Annotated in this window: 19 protein-coding genes and 1 pseudogene; 13 read left to right on the forward strand and 7 right to left on the reverse strand. The window is 47.4% G+C overall.

Annotation, left to right across the window (positions count from 1 at the left end; genetic code table 11):
- Window positions 1–414: 414 nt before the first annotated feature.
- The 6 genes from P3339_RS10490 to P3339_RS10510 all read left to right on the forward strand — a co-directional run bounded on the left by P3339_RS10490 (window position 415) and on the right by P3339_RS10510 (window position 6,628).
- Window positions 415–864, forward strand: coding sequence for a L,D-transpeptidase family protein (locus P3339_RS10490; protein ID WP_282953344.1), 450 nt, complete (start codon window positions 415–417; stop codon window positions 862–864).
- An 815-nt stretch (window positions 865–1,679) separates the two neighbouring features.
- Window positions 1,680–1,844, forward strand: coding sequence for a GNAT family N-acetyltransferase (locus P3339_RS23435; RefSeq protein ID WP_353056902.1), 165 nt, complete (start codon window positions 1,680–1,682; stop codon window positions 1,842–1,844).
- 461 nt (window positions 1,845–2,305) lie between these two features.
- Window positions 2,306–2,683 (forward strand): BlaI/MecI/CopY family transcriptional regulator, encoded by a 378-nt coding sequence (locus P3339_RS10495; RefSeq protein ID WP_020412993.1) that lies wholly within the window; start codon window positions 2,306–2,308, stop codon window positions 2,681–2,683.
- A 21-nt stretch (window positions 2,684–2,704) separates the two neighbouring features.
- A complete protein-coding gene (locus P3339_RS10500) occupies window positions 2,705–4,201 on the forward strand; it encodes a M23/M56 family metallopeptidase (protein ID WP_282953345.1) in 1,497 nt (498 codons plus the stop codon).
- Window positions 4,202–4,219: 18 nt separating this feature from the next.
- A complete protein-coding gene (locus P3339_RS10505; protein ID WP_282953346.1) occupies window positions 4,220–5,572 on the forward strand; it encodes a M23 family metallopeptidase in 1,353 nt (450 codons plus the stop codon).
- A gap of 183 nt (window positions 5,573–5,755) precedes the next feature.
- Window positions 5,756–6,628, forward strand: coding sequence for an alpha/beta hydrolase (locus tag P3339_RS10510; RefSeq protein WP_282953347.1), 873 nt, complete (start codon window positions 5,756–5,758; stop codon window positions 6,626–6,628).
- A 134-nt stretch (window positions 6,629–6,762) separates the two neighbouring features.
- On the opposite strand, the gene P3339_RS10515 is transcribed toward P3339_RS10510, so the two are convergent.
- The 3 genes from P3339_RS10515 to P3339_RS10525 form a co-directional block, all read right to left on the reverse strand.
- Window positions 6,763–7,032, reverse strand: a complete 270-nt coding sequence (locus P3339_RS10515; RefSeq protein WP_282953348.1) for a DUF1330 domain-containing protein — start codon at window positions 7,030–7,032, stop codon at window positions 6,763–6,765.
- A 183-nt stretch (window positions 7,033–7,215) separates the two neighbouring features.
- Entirely contained in the window at window positions 7,216–7,857 is a 642-nt protein-coding gene (locus P3339_RS10520; protein ID WP_020412988.1) for a hypothetical protein, read from the reverse strand.
- 286 nt (window positions 7,858–8,143) lie between these two features.
- On the reverse strand, window positions 8,144–8,527 hold the full coding sequence (locus tag P3339_RS10525; protein WP_282953349.1) for a hypothetical protein: 384 nt from the start codon (window positions 8,525–8,527) through the stop codon (window positions 8,144–8,146).
- Window positions 8,528–9,474: 947 nt separating this feature from the next.
- On the opposite strand from P3339_RS10525, the gene P3339_RS10530 reads away from it, so the two are divergent.
- A complete protein-coding gene (locus tag P3339_RS10530; protein ID WP_282953350.1) occupies window positions 9,475–11,196 on the forward strand; it encodes a GMC family oxidoreductase in 1,722 nt (573 codons plus the stop codon).
- Between the two features lie 60 nt (window positions 11,197–11,256).
- Here P3339_RS10530 and asnS read toward each other — a convergent pair whose 3' ends face one another.
- The 3 genes from asnS to P3339_RS10545 all read right to left on the reverse strand — a co-directional run bounded on the left by asnS (window position 11,257) and on the right by P3339_RS10545 (window position 14,006).
- On the reverse strand, window positions 11,257–12,663 hold the full coding sequence (gene asnS / locus P3339_RS10535) for an asparagine--tRNA ligase (RefSeq protein WP_020412985.1): 1,407 nt from the start codon (window positions 12,661–12,663) through the stop codon (window positions 11,257–11,259).
- A 156-nt stretch (window positions 12,664–12,819) separates the two neighbouring features.
- Window positions 12,820–13,293, reverse strand: a complete 474-nt coding sequence (locus tag P3339_RS10540) for a L,D-transpeptidase family protein (protein ID WP_020412984.1) — start codon at window positions 13,291–13,293, stop codon at window positions 12,820–12,822.
- 434 nt (window positions 13,294–13,727) lie between these two features.
- Window positions 13,728–14,006: a hypothetical protein gene (locus P3339_RS10545; protein WP_282953351.1), complete on the reverse strand. Its 279-nt coding sequence runs from the start codon at window positions 14,004–14,006 to the stop codon at window positions 13,728–13,730.
- Window positions 14,007–14,279: 273 nt separating this feature from the next.
- Here P3339_RS10545 and P3339_RS10550 point away from each other — a divergent pair.
- From P3339_RS10550 to P3339_RS10580, 6 genes and pseudogenes are all read left to right on the forward strand, one after another.
- Window positions 14,280–15,813 (forward strand): annotated as a pseudogene (locus P3339_RS10550) (alpha/beta hydrolase).
- Window positions 15,814–15,944: 131 nt separating this feature from the next.
- Window positions 15,945–17,582, forward strand: a complete 1,638-nt coding sequence (locus P3339_RS10560; protein ID WP_020412981.1) for an alpha/beta hydrolase — start codon at window positions 15,945–15,947, stop codon at window positions 17,580–17,582.
- 51 nt (window positions 17,583–17,633) lie between these two features.
- Window positions 17,634–18,875 (forward strand): lipoprotein-releasing ABC transporter permease subunit, encoded by a 1,242-nt coding sequence (locus P3339_RS10565; RefSeq protein ID WP_020412980.1) that lies wholly within the window; start codon window positions 17,634–17,636, stop codon window positions 18,873–18,875.
- A gap of 72 nt (window positions 18,876–18,947) precedes the next feature.
- Window positions 18,948–19,700: a lipoprotein-releasing ABC transporter ATP-binding protein LolD gene (lolD, locus tag P3339_RS10570; RefSeq protein ID WP_282953354.1), complete on the forward strand. Its 753-nt coding sequence runs from the start codon at window positions 18,948–18,950 to the stop codon at window positions 19,698–19,700.
- Window positions 19,693–20,952: a lipoprotein-releasing ABC transporter permease subunit gene (locus tag P3339_RS10575; RefSeq protein ID WP_020412978.1), complete on the forward strand. Its 1,260-nt coding sequence runs from the start codon at window positions 19,693–19,695 to the stop codon at window positions 20,950–20,952. Before lolD ends, P3339_RS10575 begins: the two co-directional genes overlap by 8 nt.
- Window positions 20,953–20,963: 11 nt before the next feature.
- Window positions 20,964–21,377: a hypothetical protein gene (locus tag P3339_RS10580; protein WP_282953355.1), complete on the forward strand. Its 414-nt coding sequence runs from the start codon at window positions 20,964–20,966 to the stop codon at window positions 21,375–21,377.
- Here the strand turns inward: P3339_RS10580 and P3339_RS10585 are convergent.
- The gene (locus tag P3339_RS10585; RefSeq protein WP_020412976.1) at window positions 21,370–21,894 is read right to left on the reverse strand and encodes a DUF2062 domain-containing protein; all 525 of its coding nucleotides are present in this window, start codon (window positions 21,892–21,894) and stop codon (window positions 21,370–21,372) included. The two genes, P3339_RS10580 and P3339_RS10585, sit on opposite strands and share 8 nt — an antisense overlap.
- Window positions 21,895–22,190: the final 296 nt, after the last annotated feature.

Here is a 22,190-nt window from a genome sequence, read left to right on the forward strand (position 1 = left end):
AATAAGTGTCATGAACTCAAAGAATAAATTGAGGCGCCCTTTGAATTGTCAGATAAAGTTGAAATGAACGGTAGGCATTCAGAATGTTAACAGATTGACTATTTATCTATCAGTAAATGCCGTGCCAGTGAAATTGAATAAAGTGATTGCCCGAAATTGGCCTTCACTAGAAAATATGTACAGTGATTAGTTCTTTGAACTGGTAATGCCTATCAAAATAGTAACAATTGGATAACTGAAAATTCTTGATGCGATTTTTTCAAAGCCACAGATTCTTGTTTTTACTTGTTTAGGAAAATGAATAACTTAACTTTATTTTTGGTTTTAAGCTTCTTAGTTGGAGAAGTAGGGGCTTCCACGCTTCCCTCGAGTGAGCGATCTGAAGCTGCTACTAAGAGTGTAAAGAGTAGGCTCATGAGTGAGCTGACTGCACAAAATTTGGAGTATGGCGCCCCGATTTTCATCAGGATTTTCAAAGGGTCAAGCACTTTGGAGCTTTGGATGGAGTCTAATGATGGAAGGTTCAAGCTATTCAAAGAGTATGAGATATGTGCCTACTCCGGAGATTTGGGGCCAAAAGAACAGGAGGGGGATCTACAAAGCCCTGAAGGGTTTTACTTTGTTAACGCAGGTCGCTTAAATCCTTGGAGTCAATTCCACCTGTCATTTAACTTAGGCTACCCGAATAAATATGACCGTATGCAGGGTAGGACAGGCAGCGCTTTAATGGTTCATGGTGATTGCGTTTCTATTGGTTGTTATGCCATGACAGATACTAATATTAATGAAATATATACATTGGCAACAGAAGCTCTCAAAGGGGGCAGCCGTTCTTCAGGGTGCATGCTTTTCCGTTCAAATTGACAGATGAAAATTTAGATAAGTATCGGGATCATAGGTGGTATGAATTTTGGAGAAATTTGCAAGGTGGCTATAAGTACTTTCTGGTTCATGGCAGGCCACCAAATGTTGAGGTGGAGCAAGGTAAATATGTTTTTGGGGTATAATTTGGGTTTGTGGATTCAAGTAAGATGCAAACTCAAGCACTCACTAAACAAGCTATAGGCCTTTTACTTCCAAAGTAGTGGGTATAGACGGATATTCGTTACTGTGAAGGTGGAGTGCAAGCTGTTGTTGCAGAGAGGAAGTTAAATAGAGCTATAGCAGTGCTTTCCTTGTTAAAAAAACTGCATTAGATCCCTCTTCCTTTGTAAGGCGTGTTTCAGCTGAATTCCTATCAGGGGCTTTGATAAGTTAGGACAATAGGGACGGAGATTAGCTGAGCATTTTGCTAGTGATAAGTCAGATTCCGTATCTGAGAGGGGCAAATTTGCACTTGGGCAATTGGATCAGGTGCGCTCTGATGATGACTCTTGATAAACGTAGGGCTCGACGGGAACAGTCTGGAGCAATTAAACGCGCTGGCGCGTGAAGATGATTAAGTTTAGAGGTTTGAGCGAAGCGGATGAAGCAATGCTAGTCCAATACTTGAATGTCAAAAAACGGTTAAATATCTATCATCCAAAATACCTCAACCCTATATACTTAAAGATACTGAATGGTGGGTACGTACCGGAAGTAAAGAAATTGGGGTTGTAAAAATTATTGAGTTTGAAGGAATTTTTTGCGGGGTAATTATTGCTAATAGTCAAGCTAATGAGCATGTTCACTCTGCATAAATGGGGTGCAGGATTGCTCGTGATTTCTGGGGAAAGGGAATTGGATCTACAGCCCTTGATAAATTTATTAATTATATCTTTTCAAAGGGACCCATCGTTGGGCTGTTTGCTTCAGTAGCACCTGAAAATAGAGCGTCGATAAGAGTTTTGGAAAAATCTGGTTAGGAATTGGAAGGCGTTTTTAAAAAGGCTATCTTTAAATATGGGAAGTACACAGATGATTTCCGATGTGCAAGAATAAAACTCTTACGGCAGGTTTAAACCATGGTTACCCCAGGGGCGGTAGGTATCCCGATTCCTCTCCATTGGGGTTAGTTCTAAAAACCGTGAAGCGGAGTTAATCAGATTGTTTCGTATCGCCTTTATGAATGCTTATGCATAGCTGCTCTTTTTAGCCTGTTACTTCTCTTTTGCACTACTCCTTTTAGTCGCTGGGTCAGCGCCTCTAAATATTTTATGCGTAGTAACTTTTATTAAGAGTCCTCTCTATCGCCTGCCTTTGATTAAAAATCAATCAAAGGCAGGCAGGCATTTGTCATAACTTGAGATTTGACGCAATGCGACACTTGTCGCATACTTGCCTTCTGTGTAGCGAAAATACACCAAGTGTCGCGAGAATAAAATATATGAAAGAAATTAAACCTTCCCCCACTGAGTTGGCTCTGCTGAAAGCGCTCTGGAAGCAAAGTCCCCTTAGTGCAAGAGAAATACATGAAAAGGTGAAATCTGAACTCCAATGGTCCTATTCATCCACCCGAAAAACGCTGGACAGAATGCGTGATAAATCACTTGTGATTCAGTCTGAGGTGCATGGTATTCAGGTCTATAAGGCGGCTCTCGATAAGGTTGAAACACTAGCTCACTATGCTACTGACTTTGCAACGCGGGTTCTTGAGCTGGATGGCCCTCTTCCTATAGCCATGTTTGCTAACAGTAAGCTAGTGGATGAAAAGGAACTGGAAGAACTGCAAGAAATGTTGAATAGCTGGCCAGATGCAGATTGAAGGCAAGAGGCGTGAAGTAATATGTTGGAATTAATATCCTCTTTGTCACCCTTTGCCTTCAATCTTCTGGTTGTATCTATATTTTCTTTTCTTTGGGCATGCCTCATATATATCGTTGTAAGGGGAATATCCTCTCTGGTTAGCACCAGGATTAAGATTGTTTACTACTGGCGTAGCTTCTGGATATGTACTTTATGCGTGATTAGCTTGCCATTCTTCCTTTCGCAATTGTTGGATATCTCACCAACAGGGTTGGTACCGGAAGTCAGTTATGAAGTCGCTCCACTCGATGTAAATCTTGGCCATCGTCTGGGAGCAAGCCCTTTATTGGAGGATGGAGCGCGAAAGTTAAGTGATATCGATATTTTGGCCAGCGGCTGGTTGATTTTTTATATTAGTGGAACATTACTGAGCCTATCATTGATGTTTCGAAGGCATTATCGGCTGCTTAGAGGCTTAGAGACAACGGCTAAAACAGTGATTAAGAAAAAAGTCATTGGTAGCCTATTAACTAGCGCGCAATATGAATACTTGTCTAAGAACAATGTACGAGTGATTGTTACAGAGGCTAAGTGCTCTCCATTTGTTTTCGGTCTTTTCAAGTTGAATCTCGTTTTGCCTAGTTACTTATTATCGATGGATGCAGGACAAAAGCAGCTAGTAATGGAGCATGAGCTAACACATATAAGAAGACATGACCCGATGTTGATTATGGCTGCTCATATATTGGGCTGTTTTTTATGGTTTATTCCATTTTTGAAGTGGTTTAAAGAACAATTGTCGTGGGCTATTGAGCTAAGTTGCGATCGAGAGGTTTTGAGGACCGCTGGTATGGGTTTAGGCAAAGTATACGCTCAAGCAATGCTTCGCACATTACAGGAGTGTTCGGGGCCAGATAATCGCAATGGTGTTGTGGCTTTCTCAATATTTGATAAGACCAGCCAGTTATCCTTGATTAAAAAGAGAATGTTAAATATCAGAGATGCTGCTCAAGAGAGTGCTTCATCTAACAAGTTTAAAATGGGAGTTTTAAGGGTATCACTTATATTCTTTACAGTGTTTTTTACGGTTGTGGGGGCTATGGCAAAACCAAGCTTGTCGATAGTTAATCCTGAAGTAGAGAATTGGATAGTGCCAATTCAAAATGCTCGTATCAGTAGCCTATTTGGCGATTTAAATAAAGTTAGAAATAATTCACATCGAGGCACTGATTTTGCCGCGCCGCTCGGTACAGAGATAGTAGCTCCTGCTGGAGGAGTTGTTATCGTTTCAACTGATCACTATAGACACAAAAATTATGGAAAGATTATTATCATTGATCATGGGCAAAACATCCAAACACTTTACTCACATTTAGATACTCGGGAAGTAAAGGTAGGACAAAGTATAAAAATGGGGCAGAAGATTGGAACAGTTGGTATTACTGGAAAAGTAACAGGCCCTCATCTTCACTTTGAGCTGATAAAACAAGGTGAGAGAGTAAATCCTGAATACTTACTGAAGTTGTGGTTTGGTTGATTTATGGCCGGGGTTCTAATGAGTAATGTCACATCCGGTTGGTTTTTTAGCTCCTGTAGTAAAACGATTCTAAAGTGTATCTCTATTTTGTTGGTGGTGATATCCCCGTTAACGGTGATGGAAGCAAAGGGTTTATCTCAGCATGAAGGTTTTTTTAAGATCAATAATGATATCTTGACAATTTTTTTCTCTTCAAAGCCCAGTCAAATGCCTTTGAGGCTAGGAAACGGGCCAATAGTAGGTGTAAATCAAGAGGGTTCTTCTGCCTTAGAGAGCATGGTTGTCAGGGTAAAAGAGGTATCTCTTTCAAAAAATCAAGGAGTGCTTTCGTTACTGGCTGAAAACTCAATAGGGAAAGAAGAATCTTTAATGATTGTAAAGCTCTTATCAGAGTACCTCGATATCAATGCAGTAGCGGTTGGGAAGAAGTTTCTATTGGCCTTCGATGAAGAGTCACGGTTTCAAAGCCTTAGTGTAAATTTAGCATTTGCTGAGAGTTTGGAAATAAAGAAAGATGGCCAAGAATTGATTTCTGTAAAACAACAAAATCCAACGACCTTACAAAATTACTATGTCGAGGGAGAGATCAGCGGTAGTTTATATAATACAGGACTAAACTTTGGTCTAAATAATGCGGTACTGGTTAAATTGAATGAAATATTGAGCTATGAAGTAGACTTTCAGCGCGAGATTAGATCTGGAGATAGCTTCTCTGTTTTTTATAGTACTCGTCGGGATGAGTTAAAGGGTGACGAAGTTTTTCAATCGATACATTTTGCAGAAGTGTCATTGTCGAATGACGTGATATCTCTTTATCGCTATCAGGATGGCGATTCAGGAGTGGTTGATTATTTCCACCCTGATGGGAAAAGTTCAAGAAGTTTCCTAATGAAAACCCCTCTAGAGAATGCTCAGTTATCCTCATATTTTGGTAGACGTAAGCATCCGGTACTGGGTTTTACCAGGATGCATAAAGGACTAGATTTTGGAGCGCCTCTAGGCACTCCTATACTGGCTGCAGGTGATGGTATTATTGAGAGGGCTTCATATTTTGGTAGTTTTGGTAACTATATTCGAATTGGTCATCAATCGGGAGTCCAAACCATTTATGCACACCTAAGAGGTTATGCCAAAGGTATAAAGGCAGGTGTGAGAGTAGAGCAGGGGCAGGTTATAGGCTATCTGGGCGCTACAGGTAGGGTTCAAGGGCGGCATTTGCATTACGAAATACATAAAAATGGTAGGCCAGTTGATCCTCTCAGATTAGATCTCCCAGCTTCTAATAATTTATCGGGGAGGGCTTTGGATCGTTTTTTTGAATATGTTAAAGCGGTAGATAAAGATTTGAATGTCCATAGAGCTGTAAAGTGATAACGGGTTGTAGCTCTTTGTAATATCCAGCTCCATGAGTTTAATGTGATTTCATCCCCAATGTCCTTATAGATTTCTTATCTATGAAATTTCAGTGCTAATAGGGATTCAATATTGTGGGCAGAATACAATCTTTCAGGAATATAGTTTTCGACTATTTAGGATATATAGAGGGGGAGGGGTTTGCGTAGGTTCACTTTTTTGTTAGCAATATTATTATCTTTTGATTTTGCCGTGGCAGAAGAACTTGTTGTTGAGACTTCTGGGGAATTTAATATAAAAGGCTCTGAAATTTTTACAGTTTATTCAAAGATTCTGGGGCGAAAATATGATTTATATATCAAAACCCCCGCAGGATATAATGATAAGGCTGCGGAGAAATTAAAGTATCCGGTTCTATATCTTAATGATGGGCCTTATGCCTTTAAAGTTGCTGCAGGTGTTACACACCTAAAAAGTATGAATAAGGCTATTTTGGTTGGTATCTCTTTTGCCCATGGAGAGAATGGGCAGTTTAGTCGAGTGCGTGACCTTACTCCTGTACTTGATGAGAGCTGGAAGCGCTATAGGACTGGAGGTGCTCCGGAGTACCTGAGATTTATCGAAGAAGAAGTGATACCGTTTGTTGAGGTAAATTATCGTGCAAATCCTGCGAAGAGAATTTTGGCTGGTCAATCTTTAGGCGGATCATTTGGCGTCTGGGTGCTGTTGAGCAAGCCGGAATTGTTTTCCAGCTATGTCCTGACGAGTCCGTCACTTTGGTATAAGAATGAAATGATTTTTGATATTGAGGAAGAGTATTCAAAGAAGTATAAATCGTTAAATGCCAATGTTTACTTGGCTACCGGAGCTCTGGAAACCAAAGAAGATGGCCGAATGAGTAATGACATGGTGGATGGTCATAAGAGGTTTGTCGAGATTTTACGATCGCGAAAGTATACAGGCATATCTATCAACGATGAGATAGTAAGTGGAGCTGATCATTACTCGACTTTTCCCATTGGTTTGGCAAAAGGCCTCAGGTGGATTTATCAGGACCAATGGAACCTGCCTTAGCAGTTAAAAAGTATAACCTGAAGTGAGTCGATGAAGTTATGATTTGCTCTGATATGCGTTGAGTTACTTGTCTGTTTCTTGATCTAGTTGATTGTTCCTTGAGTGGTGATTTATCGTGCTTGAAGGTAATGTAACTACAGTTTTTCAGTAAACCAAACTCTAGGCGCACCAATGACCCCGGCCTTTTTTCTTGCCTTGTGGAGTTCACTGCTATTGACGAAAGCTTCGGCTTTTTCTTTTGAGGGGAACTCATGAATCACAGTAATATTATTGAGGTTACCTATCTCCTGATATATCGAGGTATTGGTGGCCCCCATTTGATTCAGTATCGGTTTAAAATCTGTAAGTATTTCCTGCCATCTACTAAAATCCTCTACCTCGGCATGCATAAATAGATAGATCATTTTATGTCTCTCAGTTGGATTTTTAAGTCCGTGCTGTCAATCGATTTAACTATAGCATTGAATAACTTGGTTATGAGGTGAGGTGCTATGAACCCGGCAAGTAGAGAATAAGAGTTCATCTATTTCATTGCCGGGTTATGAAAGCTAGGTTGCCTGATGTGAAATTTTTCTTACGGGAGAAGACTAGTTCATCACACCAAGTTTGCAGCCCTTGTTTTTAATCTTTACCCATTTGCTCATAAAGTTGACTGGCGATGTGTAGGCTTCATAGATAACCGCTTGACCCCAGGGCGTCACAGCTCCTTGCATGGGCTTAGAATAGGAGAAGGATCCCATTACCCATGCGCTCTTTGTTACACAGTCCCCTTTGGTTGGGAAGCTGGATGTTAGGGTAGGGTTATGATTGTACACGAGATTGGTGGCATTCAAGAGTTGTTGGGCTCTGGTTACTACGGTGGCTACTTCGGTGTCACTTGCCGGGTGGACATAGACAGTTATGTCATTTGCTGAGCTTGGGTAGAACATCACATCATTCACTGTGCCATGAGTTTCACCGGAAGCTGAATTTTGCGCCCAAGTTTGCCAACTGCTGTCACAGACTTCGTCCCAGCTTTGAAGTCCATTCGCATTCACTACAAATGGAGAAACGTGCCCGCCACCCATGGTCTTTTTTATATTGCTAAGTGAAGTTAGTGTTTTTCCCGCTTGTATCATTACACCGACACAGCGCATATTGGCTGGGGTTACATCAAGCGCGGCGCTCAGATCAGCCAGCAGGTCATTACAGCTGGTCGCAACGGTGCGGCTCCGTACAAGGTTAGGCATTGCTTGCTCTCCTTTCTTGCATATGGGGGGTGAAATTTAAGGTGGTTTTTTAATAGGTTTTCTCTTTAGCGATTTATTGAAGTTAGCTTTGAGTTATATTGGTCGCTTACATATTGATCTCTATAAGGTCTGCCTAATGATCATTGCTCGGAGCTAAGAGTAATTCCCCAGAATTGAAATAGGGAGCTATTCTATCGGAGCACCCTTGTGAGGGTTTTATTTTTTGCTGTAATCAATATCTATGCTCTGCTTTGGCTAGATGTGGGTGCTCTTAGCGTGTGCAAATTCATATTTGTACGGCTCTATCAGCTCTCTTAAATATCGTTATTGCTCTGAGAGACATTTCTTTTAATAGTGCGATAAACTGCCTCTCGGCCATATTTTTTTCTGGAGAAATATAAAACTCTCCCGGAGATTGCTCGACAATTTTTAGGCCTTCTGGAAGAGTTGTCCCGGCGGGAAATCGGCAAATCCAGCCATCTTGGATTAACTGATTGATCCTTTCTTGGTTAAAAATCCTCACTCCTTTGCCATTTGCAATAATGATTTTCCTGTCGTTCAGCAAGGTTGTGTCAAGGTTGGCTGTCAAGAGCTCAGAAGTTTTCTCGCTTTTGTGGAGACCATATTTAGGTAGGGAATCTGAGGCTATATAAATTTCGCTGAGGGGCATTTTGATCTCCCTGAAAAATAGCTCGGTCAATAGGCTTTTATGTTGTTGGTAATCTAATGTTTAAGGGTCAATTCCCGGTTTCTACCTGGCTTCAAAATGGAAGATATTTTTTTGTTTTTATTTAACTTCTTTTGGTGAATCATAACTGTGCCAAGTTCTTTGGTGCAACAAGTACAACTGTTTAACAGTAATATTTTAGATAATTTGAGGAAGGGCGGGTGTAAATTTCACACCTTGTATCAATTCGTCGCTTTTTGTAACTGGCTGGCACTTTTTGTTGAGGGTTAATCAAAAATTATCTATATAAATATTTTTTAATAAGCAGTGAGTGCTCGTGGTGAGGGCGTGGCTGGAGTAAGTACTTAATAAGAACCTAGGTAGGCTTATTGAGTGCACAAATCACTCCTTCATTTTTTCCTGTTGTGGTTTTATAACCGATCGTTTTCAGGATGGTTGGAGCTGGCGGGCCGGCGGTTCATTGTGATTGGTTGGTTTATGTAATTGAAAAATGGGGAGAGTGAATTATTTTTTCTGCTGTTTTTTTGAGATGTCTGTTGAAAAGCGAGAAGTTTCTTGTTGCTAAAGAAGCCGGGAGCATTAAGTTTGAGGCGTTTTAGTTGTAAATTCCAGTGGCTGTTTAAGGTTGTGCTGTTTACATCCTCTCATAGCGCGCAATGCGATCCTCAAACTATTAGGGTGAACAATCAGTATGGATAGTAAAAAAACACCGGATAAAAAAATGAAATAGAAAGCGTTAGTCGGAGAACTTTCGCCAAGCGAGCTTTACAAGTCGGTTTGGCAACAGGAGCTGTAGCTACAGGTGTTAGCTCGGCACTGTCTGATACGTCAAATCAGTTCTATGATGAATATGACTATGTGATAGTGGGGTCCGGTGCGGGGGTGGCCCACTGGCTGCAAACTTAGCGAGAGCCGGCTTCAGGGTTCTGGTGCTGGAAGCGGGTGCCAATGATCCTAGTGATAACACACATAATATCCCTGCCTGGCATCCCTTCGCATCAGAGGACCGTAAGCTCAGCTGGGATTTTTTCGTTAAGCACTATGCAGATCTAAGCCAGCAAAAACTGGATAGTAAATATATACCTGGCAAAGGTATTCTGTATCCCAGAGCAGCCACTATAGGTGGATGTACTACCCACCATGCGCTGATCACCGTCTATCCCCACAATAATGACTTTGATCGTATTGCAGAGAGTACCGGGGACAGCTCTTGGGAAAGCTGGAATATGCGGCGATATTTCCAGCGTATAGAGCGCTGCGAGTATGTGTCCCGTCCGGTTTTCTCTAACCCTTCACGGCATGGGTTTGATGGTTGGTTACCTACCAATCGGGGTAATCCGGCTTTGTTACTGGAAGACCCCGCAATACTGAAAATTTTTAAGGCGGCCTTGGCCAAATATGGCTTGGAAGGAGCTATCGACCAGATAGTTACGGGCAGCTTGAACCTTGATATCAATCATTGGGATGTGGCCAGCGGTTTAGAGGGGCCGTTTATTGCACCCATGGCGGCTGATAGTAAGAGTCGGCGCAGCGGTGTACGTGAGCATTTGCTGGATACACAGGCGATTTATCCCAACTTATTGCACATACGCACTAATGCCCTGGCTACACGGGTGCTGTTTGAAGGCAAAACTGCGGTGGGTGTAGAGTTTCTTGATGGGGCAAGCTTGTATAAAGCAGACCCTTATTACAATGAAAGTGGCTCCGCTGGTACTTTGCGGCAAGTGCGTGCCACTCGCGAGGTAATACTGTCGGGAGGGGCCTTCAACAGCCCTCAGTTACTGAAGCTCTCCGGTGTTGGTCCTGCGAGTGAGCTGCGAGATTACGGGATTGAGCCGGTTGTTGATTTACCCGGGGTAGGTGAGAACCTTCAGGATCGTTATGAGGTGGGTGTGGTCAGTGAGATGACAGAAGACCTGGCTCTGCTGAAAGACTGCACTTGGGGGGAGGAGGGTGATCCCTGCTTGAACCGATATCGCTATGGCTGGTTGAATAAGGGCCCCTATAGTGGCAATGGCCCAGTGCTATCCCTGGTGAAACGTTCAAAACCTGATTTGGAAGATCCAGATCTGTTTATCTTTGGAGTACCTTCAGATTTCCATGGTTATTTCCCCGGTTACTCAGAGGCGCTAAGGAATTACAAGGACCGTTTCTCCTGGATTGTGTTGAAAGGGCATACAAACAATACGGCTGGGCGGGTGACGTTGCGCTCTGCTGATCCACGAGATACACCGGATATCAATTTCCACTATTTCGGTGAGGGTAATGATGCTTCGGGTGATGATCTTGCGGCTGTTATCGAGGGGGTGAAGATCTCCAGAGATATAATGTCTGGTCCCGTTGTTGGCAAGAAGGTATCAAGAGAATTATTACCTGGGGCTGACATCCAATCAGATCAACAGATTGGTGACTTCGTTAAAAACCAATCCTGGGGGCATCACGCCTCCTGCTCAAACAAAATGGGGCCTGCCAGTGATCCCATGGCGGTGGTTGATAGCAAGTTCCGAGTTCACGGTACCAATAATCTGAGGGTTGTGGATGCTTCTGTGTTCCCTCGGATCCCCGGATTCTTTATCGTAGTGCCGGTCTATATGATCAGCGAGAAGGCCAGCGATGACATTATCGCAACGGCTACGGGGCAAATTGCCTGAGGTATCCCGTTTAAATAAAAGCAGGAAAAGAAAAAGCCCCGCGTGCGGGGCTTTATTGCATCAGAACGAGATGTTCTTTGGCGTGCGCGGGAAGGGGATCACATCGCGGATATTACCCATCCCGGTAACATAGGATACGATGCGGTCAAAGCCCAGGCCAAAGCCGGCGTGGGGCACAGTGCCGTAGCGGCGCAGATCGCGGTACCAGTCCAGGTGCTCCTTGGGAACTTCCATTTCATCCATGCGTTCATCGAGTTTCTCCAGGCGCTCTTCCCGTTGGGCACCGCCGATAATCTCGCCGATTCCCGGTGCCAGTACGTCCATGGCGGCAACGGTCTTACCGTCGTCATTCATGCGCATGTAGAAGGCTTTGATATCCTTCGGGTAGTTCATCACGATAACCGGCTTCTTGAAGTGTTTCTCGGCCAGGTAGCGTTCGTGTTCGGAAGCCAGGTCGATACCCCAGGATACAGGGAATTCAAACTTCTCCTTGCACTTCTCCAGGATTTCGATTGCTTCGGAGTAGTTGATGCGGGCAAAGTCATTATCAACGATGTTCTCCAGGCGGCTGATAGCCTCTTTGTCGATACGCTGGGCGAAAAAGGCCATGTCATCGGCACGCTCTTCCAGTACCGCTTTGAAAACGTACTTCAGCATTTGCTCGGAGAGATCGGCTACATCTGCCAGATCCGCAAAGGCGACTTCTGGCTCAACCATCCAGAACTCCGCCAGGTGGCGAGTGGTGTTGGAGTTTTCTGCGCGGAAAGTAGGGCCAAAGGTGTATACCTTGGACATGGCCAGACAGTAGCTTTCCACGTTTAACTGGCCGGATACGGTGAGGAAGCTCTCCTCGCCGAAGAAATCCTTGCTGTAATCCACAGCGCCCTTATCAGTGCGCGGTAGGTTTTCCATATCCAGGGTACTGACCCGGAACATTTCCCCGGCGCCTTCACAGTCAGAAGCGGTGAGGATTGGAGTATGCACGTAGAGGAAGCCGTTCTCGTGATAGAAACGATGAATAGCCTGGGCGATACAGTTACGTACGCGGGCTACGGCACCGCTAACGTTGGTGCGTGGGCGCAGGTGGGCGTGCTCCCGCAGGTGCTCCATGGTGTGGCGCTTTGGCGACATAGGGTAGGTATCCGGGTCTTCAACCCAGCCTACAACTCGAACTTCTGTGGCCAGCAGCTCGATGGATTGTCCCTTACCCTCAGAAGGTTTGATGGTACCGAGGATATCCACTGCACAGCCGGTAGTCAGGCGCTGCACTTCTGACTGATAATTGTGCAGGTGATTCTCAGCGACTACCTGGATCGGGTCAAAGCAGCTGCCATCATGCACGGCCAGGAAGGATAGGCCGGCCTTGGAGTCGCGGCGGGTTCTGATCCAGCCCTGCACGCGAACTTGTTCTCCTTCGCGGCCGCTGGACTTCAATAGGCTATCTACGGATTCGACTTTTACTGTCATTTTCTATCGGTTTCTCGCTGGTCCTAAAAGGTGGAATATCGCCAACTTGCCTAAAAGTTGTACAATCCACCAAGCTGAAGTTACGGCGGGCATATTGACCTGTTGCCGAGGGGAAATCCAGTCCCTTGACCATTTGGGTGCCCAGAGGGCAGGGGGTTACCAGGAAATCTCTATGGGTGTTCCGGTTGGTACCAGGGCCATAAACTCATCCTTTTCATCGTTGCTGAGAGCGATACAGCCATCCGTCCAATTAATCCGTTGGGCGAGTGCCGCAAGCCAGCCCAGACTATTACGCTGGCCATGCACCATGATAAAGCCTCTTGGAGAAACGCCTCGTTGCAGAGCCTGGGCCTTGTCTTGAGCGTTGGGGTAGGAGATATGCATAGTGCGGTAGTAGGAAGAGTCCTCTTTTTTATGATTCAGTATGTAACGCCCTTCAGGCGTTTTCTCATCTCCCTCCTCTGACTTGTGCCCCTTAGGGGATGCACCAAAGGCGACCCGGTAGGTATTTACTACCCCCAGTCCATCCATAAGTAACATCTTGTTTTCCGACTTAATAACTCGAACCAGAGTGACCTCGGCTCTGGCAAAGCTAGTTAAAAGCAGGAGTAAAATTGCAATAGGTTTCATTCCTGGGCTCTCTGGTTATTTAATGTTTGCAGAAATAAAGAGGAAAGGAGTGGTAAGTAGGTTGTTTGACCATGAGTGGTCTGCGGGGGCTTTCTGGGAGATTTATATTTTTTGCTAACCGATGTCCCTGGAGAAATCGCATGGGCCAGAAATCTAGTGGAGAGGGTAATGCGAGCAAAGCCGTTGATATTGGCTGCCAGTTTTTTCAGTTGAGATGCCAGTGTTGGGCAGTGTCGATGTTCTTAAGTAAACCAACCAGCTGACTGATATTGAAGCTAGTAGTCGCTGGCCTCTCCCGGTTTTCAGGTCTGTAGTTAACTGTGTTTTTGAGTTGGGTTAATTTTGAGGGAGCCTGCTTGAGGTTCGTTGGGAGCCAGGCAGGGAATCCTGCCCGGTGTAGCTTATGGGAGCTTTAGCTTAGCCTCGGGGCTTAACTACCGTATGTAAAACGGTATCCTGCTCAAAAAAACGTAAAAATCGGTGTATTCCCAGCGTGTGATAGCTGGCTCACCGATAGGGCCCTTGATGCTCAGGGGCTCACCCAGTCTTGTGGTTACGTCATTTTTCTTCATTCCGCGAACTTCCTCGAAGGAGGATTCGCCACCCTGAGTGCCCACTGGCATCTCGATGGGCTTTGCCTGGGCGCCGAATGCAAAAAGCAGTGCGACGGTACCAGCAATATGGGCGACCCCGTTGCGATTTCTGCTGAACATTTATTGTTCTCCAATTTTGGTGTTCGATTACGCCACCTCATTAGAACAGAAATAATGCCAAAACACTTGGCTTTCTTCACGTTTTTCATTGTCAAAAAGCATTTTGACCAAAGAAAAGGGATGGATAGGGTGTGCTAGGCTGACTAGTACGCTTGGTCCTGCGAGCAGGCTCGGATGCGACTTACAAGAATATTTTCGGTTTTCGGCTTGCTGATTGGCGCTATATTTTTTGCGCTGTCCCTTACGCCCTCCCTGATTCCCCGCAGTGCATTTATGCAGGGCATTCTGGCTGGTACGGCTTTCACCTTTGGTTATATCTTCGGTCTGTTTGTGCACTGGTTATGGAATTACCTGGAGATTCCTGATATCCCGGTTAATCAGTGGCAGCGGCGTATATTGAAACGTGGAGCTTTAGTTTTTTGCATCTGTCTGATCATCGGTTTTCTTTGGCAGGGAACTCATTGGCAGAACTCAATTCGTGCATTGATGGGGATGGCGCCAGTATCTGGAGTTGGGCCTGTGACCGTAGGAGTGGTTGCCCTCCTGGTCTTTCTAATCTTTTGGTTGTTGGGTAAAGGGTTCCGTAGGATTATTCGGGTAGTCACGGTCCGTTTGGAAAAATATATCCCTGAGCGGGTGGCCTTGCTCACGGGGTTATTTGTGGCCCTAATACTATATTGGAGTGTTTTAAATGGCGTACTTCTTAACGCGGGGCTACATACGATTGCGCTGATATCTGAGAGAGTCGATACCGCAGTTGCCGAGGGTTTACCACCACCAAAAGACCCAAATAAGACTGGTGGAGCACATTCCCTTTTGTCTTGGGACAGTGTTGGGCACCAGGGGCGGCGCTTCCTTTCACTCGGCCCAACTAAAGAGGATATCAAGGAAGTAGCAGGGCGAGGCATTGAACCAATACGTGTGTTTGTGGGGCTGAATGCAGCCGAAACCCCGATGCAGCGAGCATACCTGGCCCTGGAAGAACTGAAACGCCTTCAGGCCTTCGACAGGGAGATACTCCTGATTGCTACGCCCACGGGGGCTGGCTGGATCGATCCAGGTGCGGTCAACTCACTGGAGTTTTTATATCGGGGGGATGTGGCGACGGTTGCAGCCCAGTATTCCTATCTGCCCAGTCCGGTGGCTCTGCTTACTGATGATCAGTATGGATTGACGTCCGCCAGGGCGCTGTTCAAAGTGATATATGAGTATTGGGAGAACCTTCCCGTAGAGACCCGCCCTCGGCTCTACTTATTCGGTCTTAGCCTGGGTGCGCAGTTATCTGAAGATTCATTTGACTTCTATGACATTATCGATGATCCCCTGGATGGCGCTCTCTGGGCAGGCCCTCCCTTCGGTACAGGCATTTGGCGCATAATCACCGATAATCGCGATCCTGGAACACCGGCATGGTTACCCCAGTTTAAAGGGGGAGGTAGTACGTTTTGGCAATCAGTATGGTGGTTATTTGGGGCAGGAGCCGTGGGGCCGGTTCCGTATTGCGTTTTTGCAACATGCCAGCGATCCCATAGTCTTTTTCGACTTGCGCTGGATGTTTCGTAAACCCGATTGGCTGGAGCGCCCCAGGGGGCCTGATGTATCGCCGGATCTGCAATGGTTCCCTATAGTAACAATGTTACAACTGTTGGCGGACCTGAATGTGGGTATAGCCCCCCTGGAGTTCGGACATCGATATTCCCCTGCCGGGTATATATTGGCCTGGATGGCGTTGACCGAACCCCCGGATTGGAGTGAAGAGGAATTAAAGCGTCTGCGCGTAAAACTGAGATCCTATCCGGTGCGGTGAGATTTCCCAGACGCCATGAGTCCGTGGGTTTTTCTTGTTAAAAGCAGTTTGTGGCTTAAAGATCTACCCGCCTTAAGTTGCGGGGCTCTATGCTAGGCTGACGTTAAGCTTGGTCTAGCAGGCAGGCATGGATGCGAACAACAGTAGTCGCTTTTTCAGTTTCTGGCCTGCTGCTGGGCGCGATTTTTTTTGCTCTGAGCCTGACCCCTTCACTGATTCCGCGCAGTGCTATTGTCCAAGGCATCCTTTCTGGAGTCTCTTTTACCGTCGGCTATTCCTTTGGTGTACTTTTTCGCCGACTTTGGAAGTACTTAGATATTCCAGATATTCCACTAAATAATCGGCAGCGGCAAATACTGAAGCGCTGGGTAATTATTTTTGGTTTTTTCCTGATTTCAGGGTTTCTCTGGCAGGGTACCTACTGGCAGAACTCTGTGCGCTCATTGATGGGTATGCCTGCGGTATCTAGTACCGGCCTTATTACGATTGGGGTTGTGGCATTCGCTATATTTGTGTTCTTCAGGCAGCTAGGTAAAGGCTTCCACAAGATAGTTCTTGCAGTATCGGCACGGCTGGGAAAAAGGATTCCTGAGCGGGTGGCAATTCTTGCTGGGCTGCTGGTGGCACTGTTGCTTTACTGGGGCATTTTAAACGGAGTACTTCTGCAGTCGGGTCTGCATACAATTTCAGTTGTTTATGAACAGTTAGATGAGGTTATTGCCGACGATCTGCCTCCGCCGGAAGATCCCAACCAGACAGGTGGGGCAAATTCGTTTTTGTCTTGGGACAGCATGGGACACCAGGGGCGCCGATTTCTGACGCTGGGACCTACCGCTGAGGAAATCAAGGAGATTGCCGGAGAGGGAATAGATCCTATTAGGGTTTATGTGGGTCTGCACTCTGCTGAAACTCCTAAGCAGCGCGCTCTCTTGGCGCTCGAGGAATTGAAGCGACTCAAAGCGTTTGAAAGGGAAATTTTGCTGATTGCAACTCCGGTAGGGGATGGTTGGGTTGATCCGGGTGCGGTGAATTCCCTCGAATTCCTATATCGGGGTGATGTGGCCACGATAGCGGCTCAGTACTCATACTTGCCGGGTCCGATCGCATTGCTGACGGATGACAAATATATCCGAATGTCGGCTCGCTGGCTGTTTAAGGTGATTTATGATTACTGGGAGACTTTGCCTGCCAGTACGCGCCCAAGGCTTTATCTATTTGGACTTAGTTTGGGTGCACAGCTTTCCGAGGATTCATTTGAGTTCTACGATATTATCGACAATCCCATCGACGGTGCGCTTTGGGCAGGGCCTCCATTTGGAATGGGCGTCTGGCGAATGATTACCGATAATCGTGATCCAGGCACGCCCGCCTGGTTACCTCAGTTTAAGGGTGGTGAGGTAGTGCGCTTTGGCAATCAATACGGTGGCTACTTGGGGCAAGAACCCTGGGGTAGGTTCCGCATTGCATTCCTTCAGCACGCCAGTGATCCAATAGTCTTCTTTGATTTACGCTGGATGTTCCGAAGGCCTGATTGGCTGGAGCGCCCCAGAGGACCGGATGTGTCCCCGGATCTTCGGTGGTTTCCTGTAGTTACCATGCTGCAGTTGATCGCGGACTTTAATGTGGGGGTAACACCGCGGGATTTTGGGCATCGCTATTCACCGGCTGGATACACCCTCGCTTGGATAGCCCTGACGGAGCCTCCCGATTGGAGTGAAGCGGAACTCAAACGCCTGCGGATGACGCTAAAAACTCAGTCAAAGCGCTGATGTTGTGTAAATGCTTGGATTTCTTAGTCCTTTTCCGTTTAAATCTGCTCTATGTTAAAACCTGTACCCCTATTTATCGGCCTGAGGTATGTGGCTGCCCGGCGTCGGCAGCAGTTCATTTCCTTTATCAATGGCTTCTCTTTGGTGGGCATGGCGCTGGGCGTTCTTGCGCTGATCGTTGTGACTTCTGTAATGAATGGCTTCGATCGTGAGCTTAAAACACGGATTCTCAGTGTGGTTCCCCACGGTTTTATTGAGCGTGAAGGGGGACTACAGAACTGGCAAGGGGTGGCAGAGCAGATTGAGCAGCAGCCCCACGTTGAGGCGGTCAGCCCCTTCGTTAAGGGTTTTGCTCTGTTGAGCGCCTATGGTGACAGTCATGGAGTGCAGTTTCAGGGAGTGGAACCGGCTGCCTTGCGCAATGTCTCCCAAGTGGGCGAGAACATGATTTTGGGCAGCCTGGATGAGTTGAAGCCGCGTAGCTATCGCATTGTGCTTGGCCGTATCCTGGCTCAGCAGTTGAATGTGATGCCCGGTGAGTCTGTGATACTCACTCTGCCTCAAGTTTCGGTAACCCCTGCCGGTATTTTTCCCCGTACTAAACGTTTTACAGTAGCTGGCGTATTTTCCGTTGGTGCCCAGGTGGATCAAAATATTGCCCTGATGAATATTGAAGATGCGGCCCGTCTAATGCGCATACCGGGCAAGGTCCAGGGGCTGCAGCTGCGCTTCGATGATATGGATAACGCTTTAGGTAGGGTTCCCCTGTATGCCAGCGAGTTGGGAGAGGGTTTTAGCGGTGAAGACTGGAGCCATTCCCAGGGCAACCTGTTCCAGGCGGTGAAGATGGAGAAGACGGTAGTCACATTGATGCTGATGATTATCGTTGCCGTCGCTGCTTTTAATATCGTATCGGCCCTAGTCTTGATGGTGGCAGATAAGCGCTCTGATATCGCAGTGCTTAGGACCCTGGGACTTACATCCCGGCAGATTATGGCGGTGTTCGTGGTGCAGGGCAGTGCAATCGGCCTGATAGGTGCTTTTAGTGGCGCGGTATTGGGGATATTGATAGCACTCAACCTGACCGAGATGGTTACTTGGGTTGAGAACCTGCTGGGGGCCAAAATATTTGACCCGCGGGTATTTTTTGTCAGTTATCTGCCATCAGAATTCCGAGTTGGTGACGCCGTTGTTGTGCTTTCCGTGGCTATTTGCATGAGTCTTCTGGCGACCCTTTTTCCAGCTTGGCGCGCGGCTCAGATCGAGCCTGCAGAAGCTTTGCGCTACGAATAAATGTCAAAAATCAATTGATTAGTAATGATTGTTGACATGATTTATACGAATTGAGAGACGACGAATAGATTGATGAATAGCCGAGTGGAAATAGATACCGAGCAAGCTCGTCCGGCACTGGATACCCATGATGCCGTGCTGGCCTGTCATAAGCTGTGCAAGAGCTACCGACAGGGGGGTAGGGATCTCGCGGTCTTGCGAGGTGTTGAGCTGGAAGTGAAGCGTGGCGAAAAGCTGGCAATTGTTGGTGCTTCCGGGTCTGGTAAATCCACTCTGCTCAATCTGTTGGGCGGCCTGGATACGCCAAGCTCTGGCGAAGTGCGGGTGGCGGGCCAAAATCTGGCGGACTTGAATGCCAATGAACGCGGCTGGCTGCGCAATACCAGTCTTGGCTTCGTCTACCAGTTTCACCATCTTCTTAATGAATTCACCGCCCTGGAAAATGTGGCTATGCCATTGCTGATTGGAAAGCACAGTGTGGCGGATGCCCGTGCCGAGGCAAAAGCCATGTTGGAGGCAGTGGGTCTAGGCGAGCGAATTGGCCATAAGCCCTCGCAGCTTTCCGGTGGTGAGCGCCAGCGTGTGGCTATCGCGCGTGCGCTGGTTACCCGTCCAGCCTGCGTGTTAATGGACGAGCCTACTGGCAACCTGGATAGGGCAACAGCCCAGGAAATTCACAGGCTGATGGATCAACTCAACCAGGATATGGGTATCAGTTTTGTAATCGTTACCCATGACCCGGACCTTGCTGCAGCACTGGATCGCTGTTTGCACTTGATAGATGGCGAACTTCTCAGCGACTGGCATCAGGGTGACCATGTTTAAGCCGCTTCCCGCATTTATTGGCCTGCGTTATGCCGGCGCCCAGCGGCGAAGTGATGACTCCGCCGGACTGGTTTCCTTTATTTCCGGCTTGTCGATGATCGGCCTAGTCCTCGGCGTCGCTCTGATGATTGTGGTGATGTCGGTGATGAACGGTTTCGATCGTGAGCTGCGCGACAGAATTCTCGGCATTATGCCCCATGCAACCATTTACAACGCCAGCTCCGAGGTAGATTGGGCAGCGATGCGAAAAAAGCTGGCTGCCGATGCTCAGGTATTGTCTGCGGCTGAGGTTTGGCAGGTAAACGCACTAGCTCGGCGTGGCGCCGAGGTAACACCACTGCTGGTCCAGGGGGTTAACCCGGAAACCATTGTTGAAGTTTCGAATATCAGCGAGTTTCTGAGCCCCGAGGCATTTCCGGCAATGCTTAATACTGTTGAGCCCGGCGTAGTGCTCGGGCGTGGTATCGCCGAGAAGCTAGGGGTGGAAAAGGGCGATTACCTCTCCCTGATTGTGCCAAACAACGATGCGGCCTCTGGTGGTCGCCGTGCTGCCAGGGTGGCTGGTTTTAGGGTTGCGGAGGTGTTTCACTCTGGAACCGCCCTTGACCAAACGCTGGCTCTGGTCTCTTGGGACCAGGCCAAGGCACTGGCAGGCAGTAAGGGCGGAGCAGGGGTGCAGTTGCGCGTTACAGAGATGCTGGAGGCCAATTGGATTATGCGCCGACTGCTGCAGGAGCTGCCCAGGGAGGGTTTCTATGGCACGGACTGGAGTCGAACCCATGGCAATCTTTACCAGGCGATCCAGATGTCCCGCAATCTGGTGGGGCTGCTGGTCTTGCTGATAATTGCCATCGCTGCCTTCAATGTGGTTTCCACACTGGTAATGGTGGTGATAGATAAGCACACGGATATCGCCATTCTGCGTACCATGGGTGCCAGCACCCGCCAGATCCTGCTCACTTTTGTTAGCCAGGGCGCATTAGTCGGCCTGGTCGGGGCTCTAGTTGGCGGTGCCCTTGGGGTCTTGGGTTCGCTCACAGTGACAGACCTGGTGGCGGGCCTTGAGTCACTCTTTGGTATCCAGTTCCTCAAGTCTGATGTCTATCCGGTGGACTACCTGCCCTCGGAATTATCCTGGGCAGATGTAGCGTTAGTCGTAGGTGCAGGGTTCCTGCTCAGTCTCCTGGCTACTCTCTACCCTGCGTTGCAGGCTAGCCGTGTGCAGCCAGCCGCGGCGTTACGCAATGAGTAGAGGGCCCAAGTGTGAGAAGCGTTGCCGGAGTGATGCGTAAATTATTACCTGTTCCTTTGGCGGCCACAGCGTGGGTAGCAGTATTGTTCGGTACTTTGTGGTTTGATGAGTGGCGGGTGAAAACCTTCTGTCCACCTGGCTTGCGTGAAGGTTCCGTCTGTTATGCGGAGGTGTGGGAGATGCACCCTCTCTGGTTGGTGAGTATGGGAGCCGCCCTTTCTGCCCTTGCGGTTATTTGGGTCGTTGCACTTTCTGCCAGCGGAGATCGTGCAAAGGCGGCAACCATAGCTTTCCTGTTTGGGGCTCTTGCTGCACTGGGGCTGGGTATCGCTACCGACTACTCTCTACCCGCGCTAGTAGCTGTTGGTGTGGGCGCAGGGGCTTTATGGAGTGTCAGGCAGTTTTGCCGTAGGGGTGCTAGCTGACAGCGGAGCGCCGTTCCAGGCGCAGTTTCCAGCGTTTTACCACGTGCCAGCGCCAAAGGGCGCGCATAGAAAAATAGGCCAGGGTAGCAAAGAAAATACCCGCCAATAGTGAGCCGAAAAATAGCGGCATCCAAATCTTTCCTACTTCTTCCGTGAGCCACTCCCAGGATAGCTCGATATCAAAGTCCACTGGTGGGGTGCCCAGAATCCAGGCACCCAGTTTATAGGTGCTGTAGAAGATAGCCGGCATGGTGAGAGGATTGCTAATCCACACCAGAATTATCGATAGCGGCAAATTGCAGCGCAGCCATAGGGCTAACAGTGCGGCAATAATCATCTGTCCGGGCAAGGGCAAGAAGCTGGTAAATACGCCAACTGCGAATGCAACTGAAACCGAGTGCCTATTCAGATGAAATAGGTTGGGATCGTGGAGAAGAGTCCCCAGAAACTTGAGCCCGTTCTTGGCTCGGATTTCTTCGGGGCTTGGCAGCCATCGCCTGATAATACTCTTCGGCATAACTCTGTCTGAAACCTGGGTGCTGGCAGCCTTTTTAAATGAGCGCTGTACCGGGGTTTGGAAATTCTTGCTAGGGATTTTTTCCCACCCCAGATAAGCATAGAGCGCCCCCGGTAGTGGAGCATGGCGTATCTGGCGCGGGCGCTATTATGCCCACTTCGGTGTTGCAAGACTACTGCTGCCGCAAAAGTCATTCTTCACTTCAAATTGTCAACAATCTGTCTTAAGTACATTAGTTGACGCTCAGGTCGTAGTGTTTTAAGGTCTGCGGGATTTTAAGATTGTCGACAATGTTA

The organism is Microbulbifer sp. MLAF003 (assembly GCF_030012965.1).
Lineage (GTDB): Bacteria > Pseudomonadota > Gammaproteobacteria > Pseudomonadales > Cellvibrionaceae > Microbulbifer > Microbulbifer variabilis.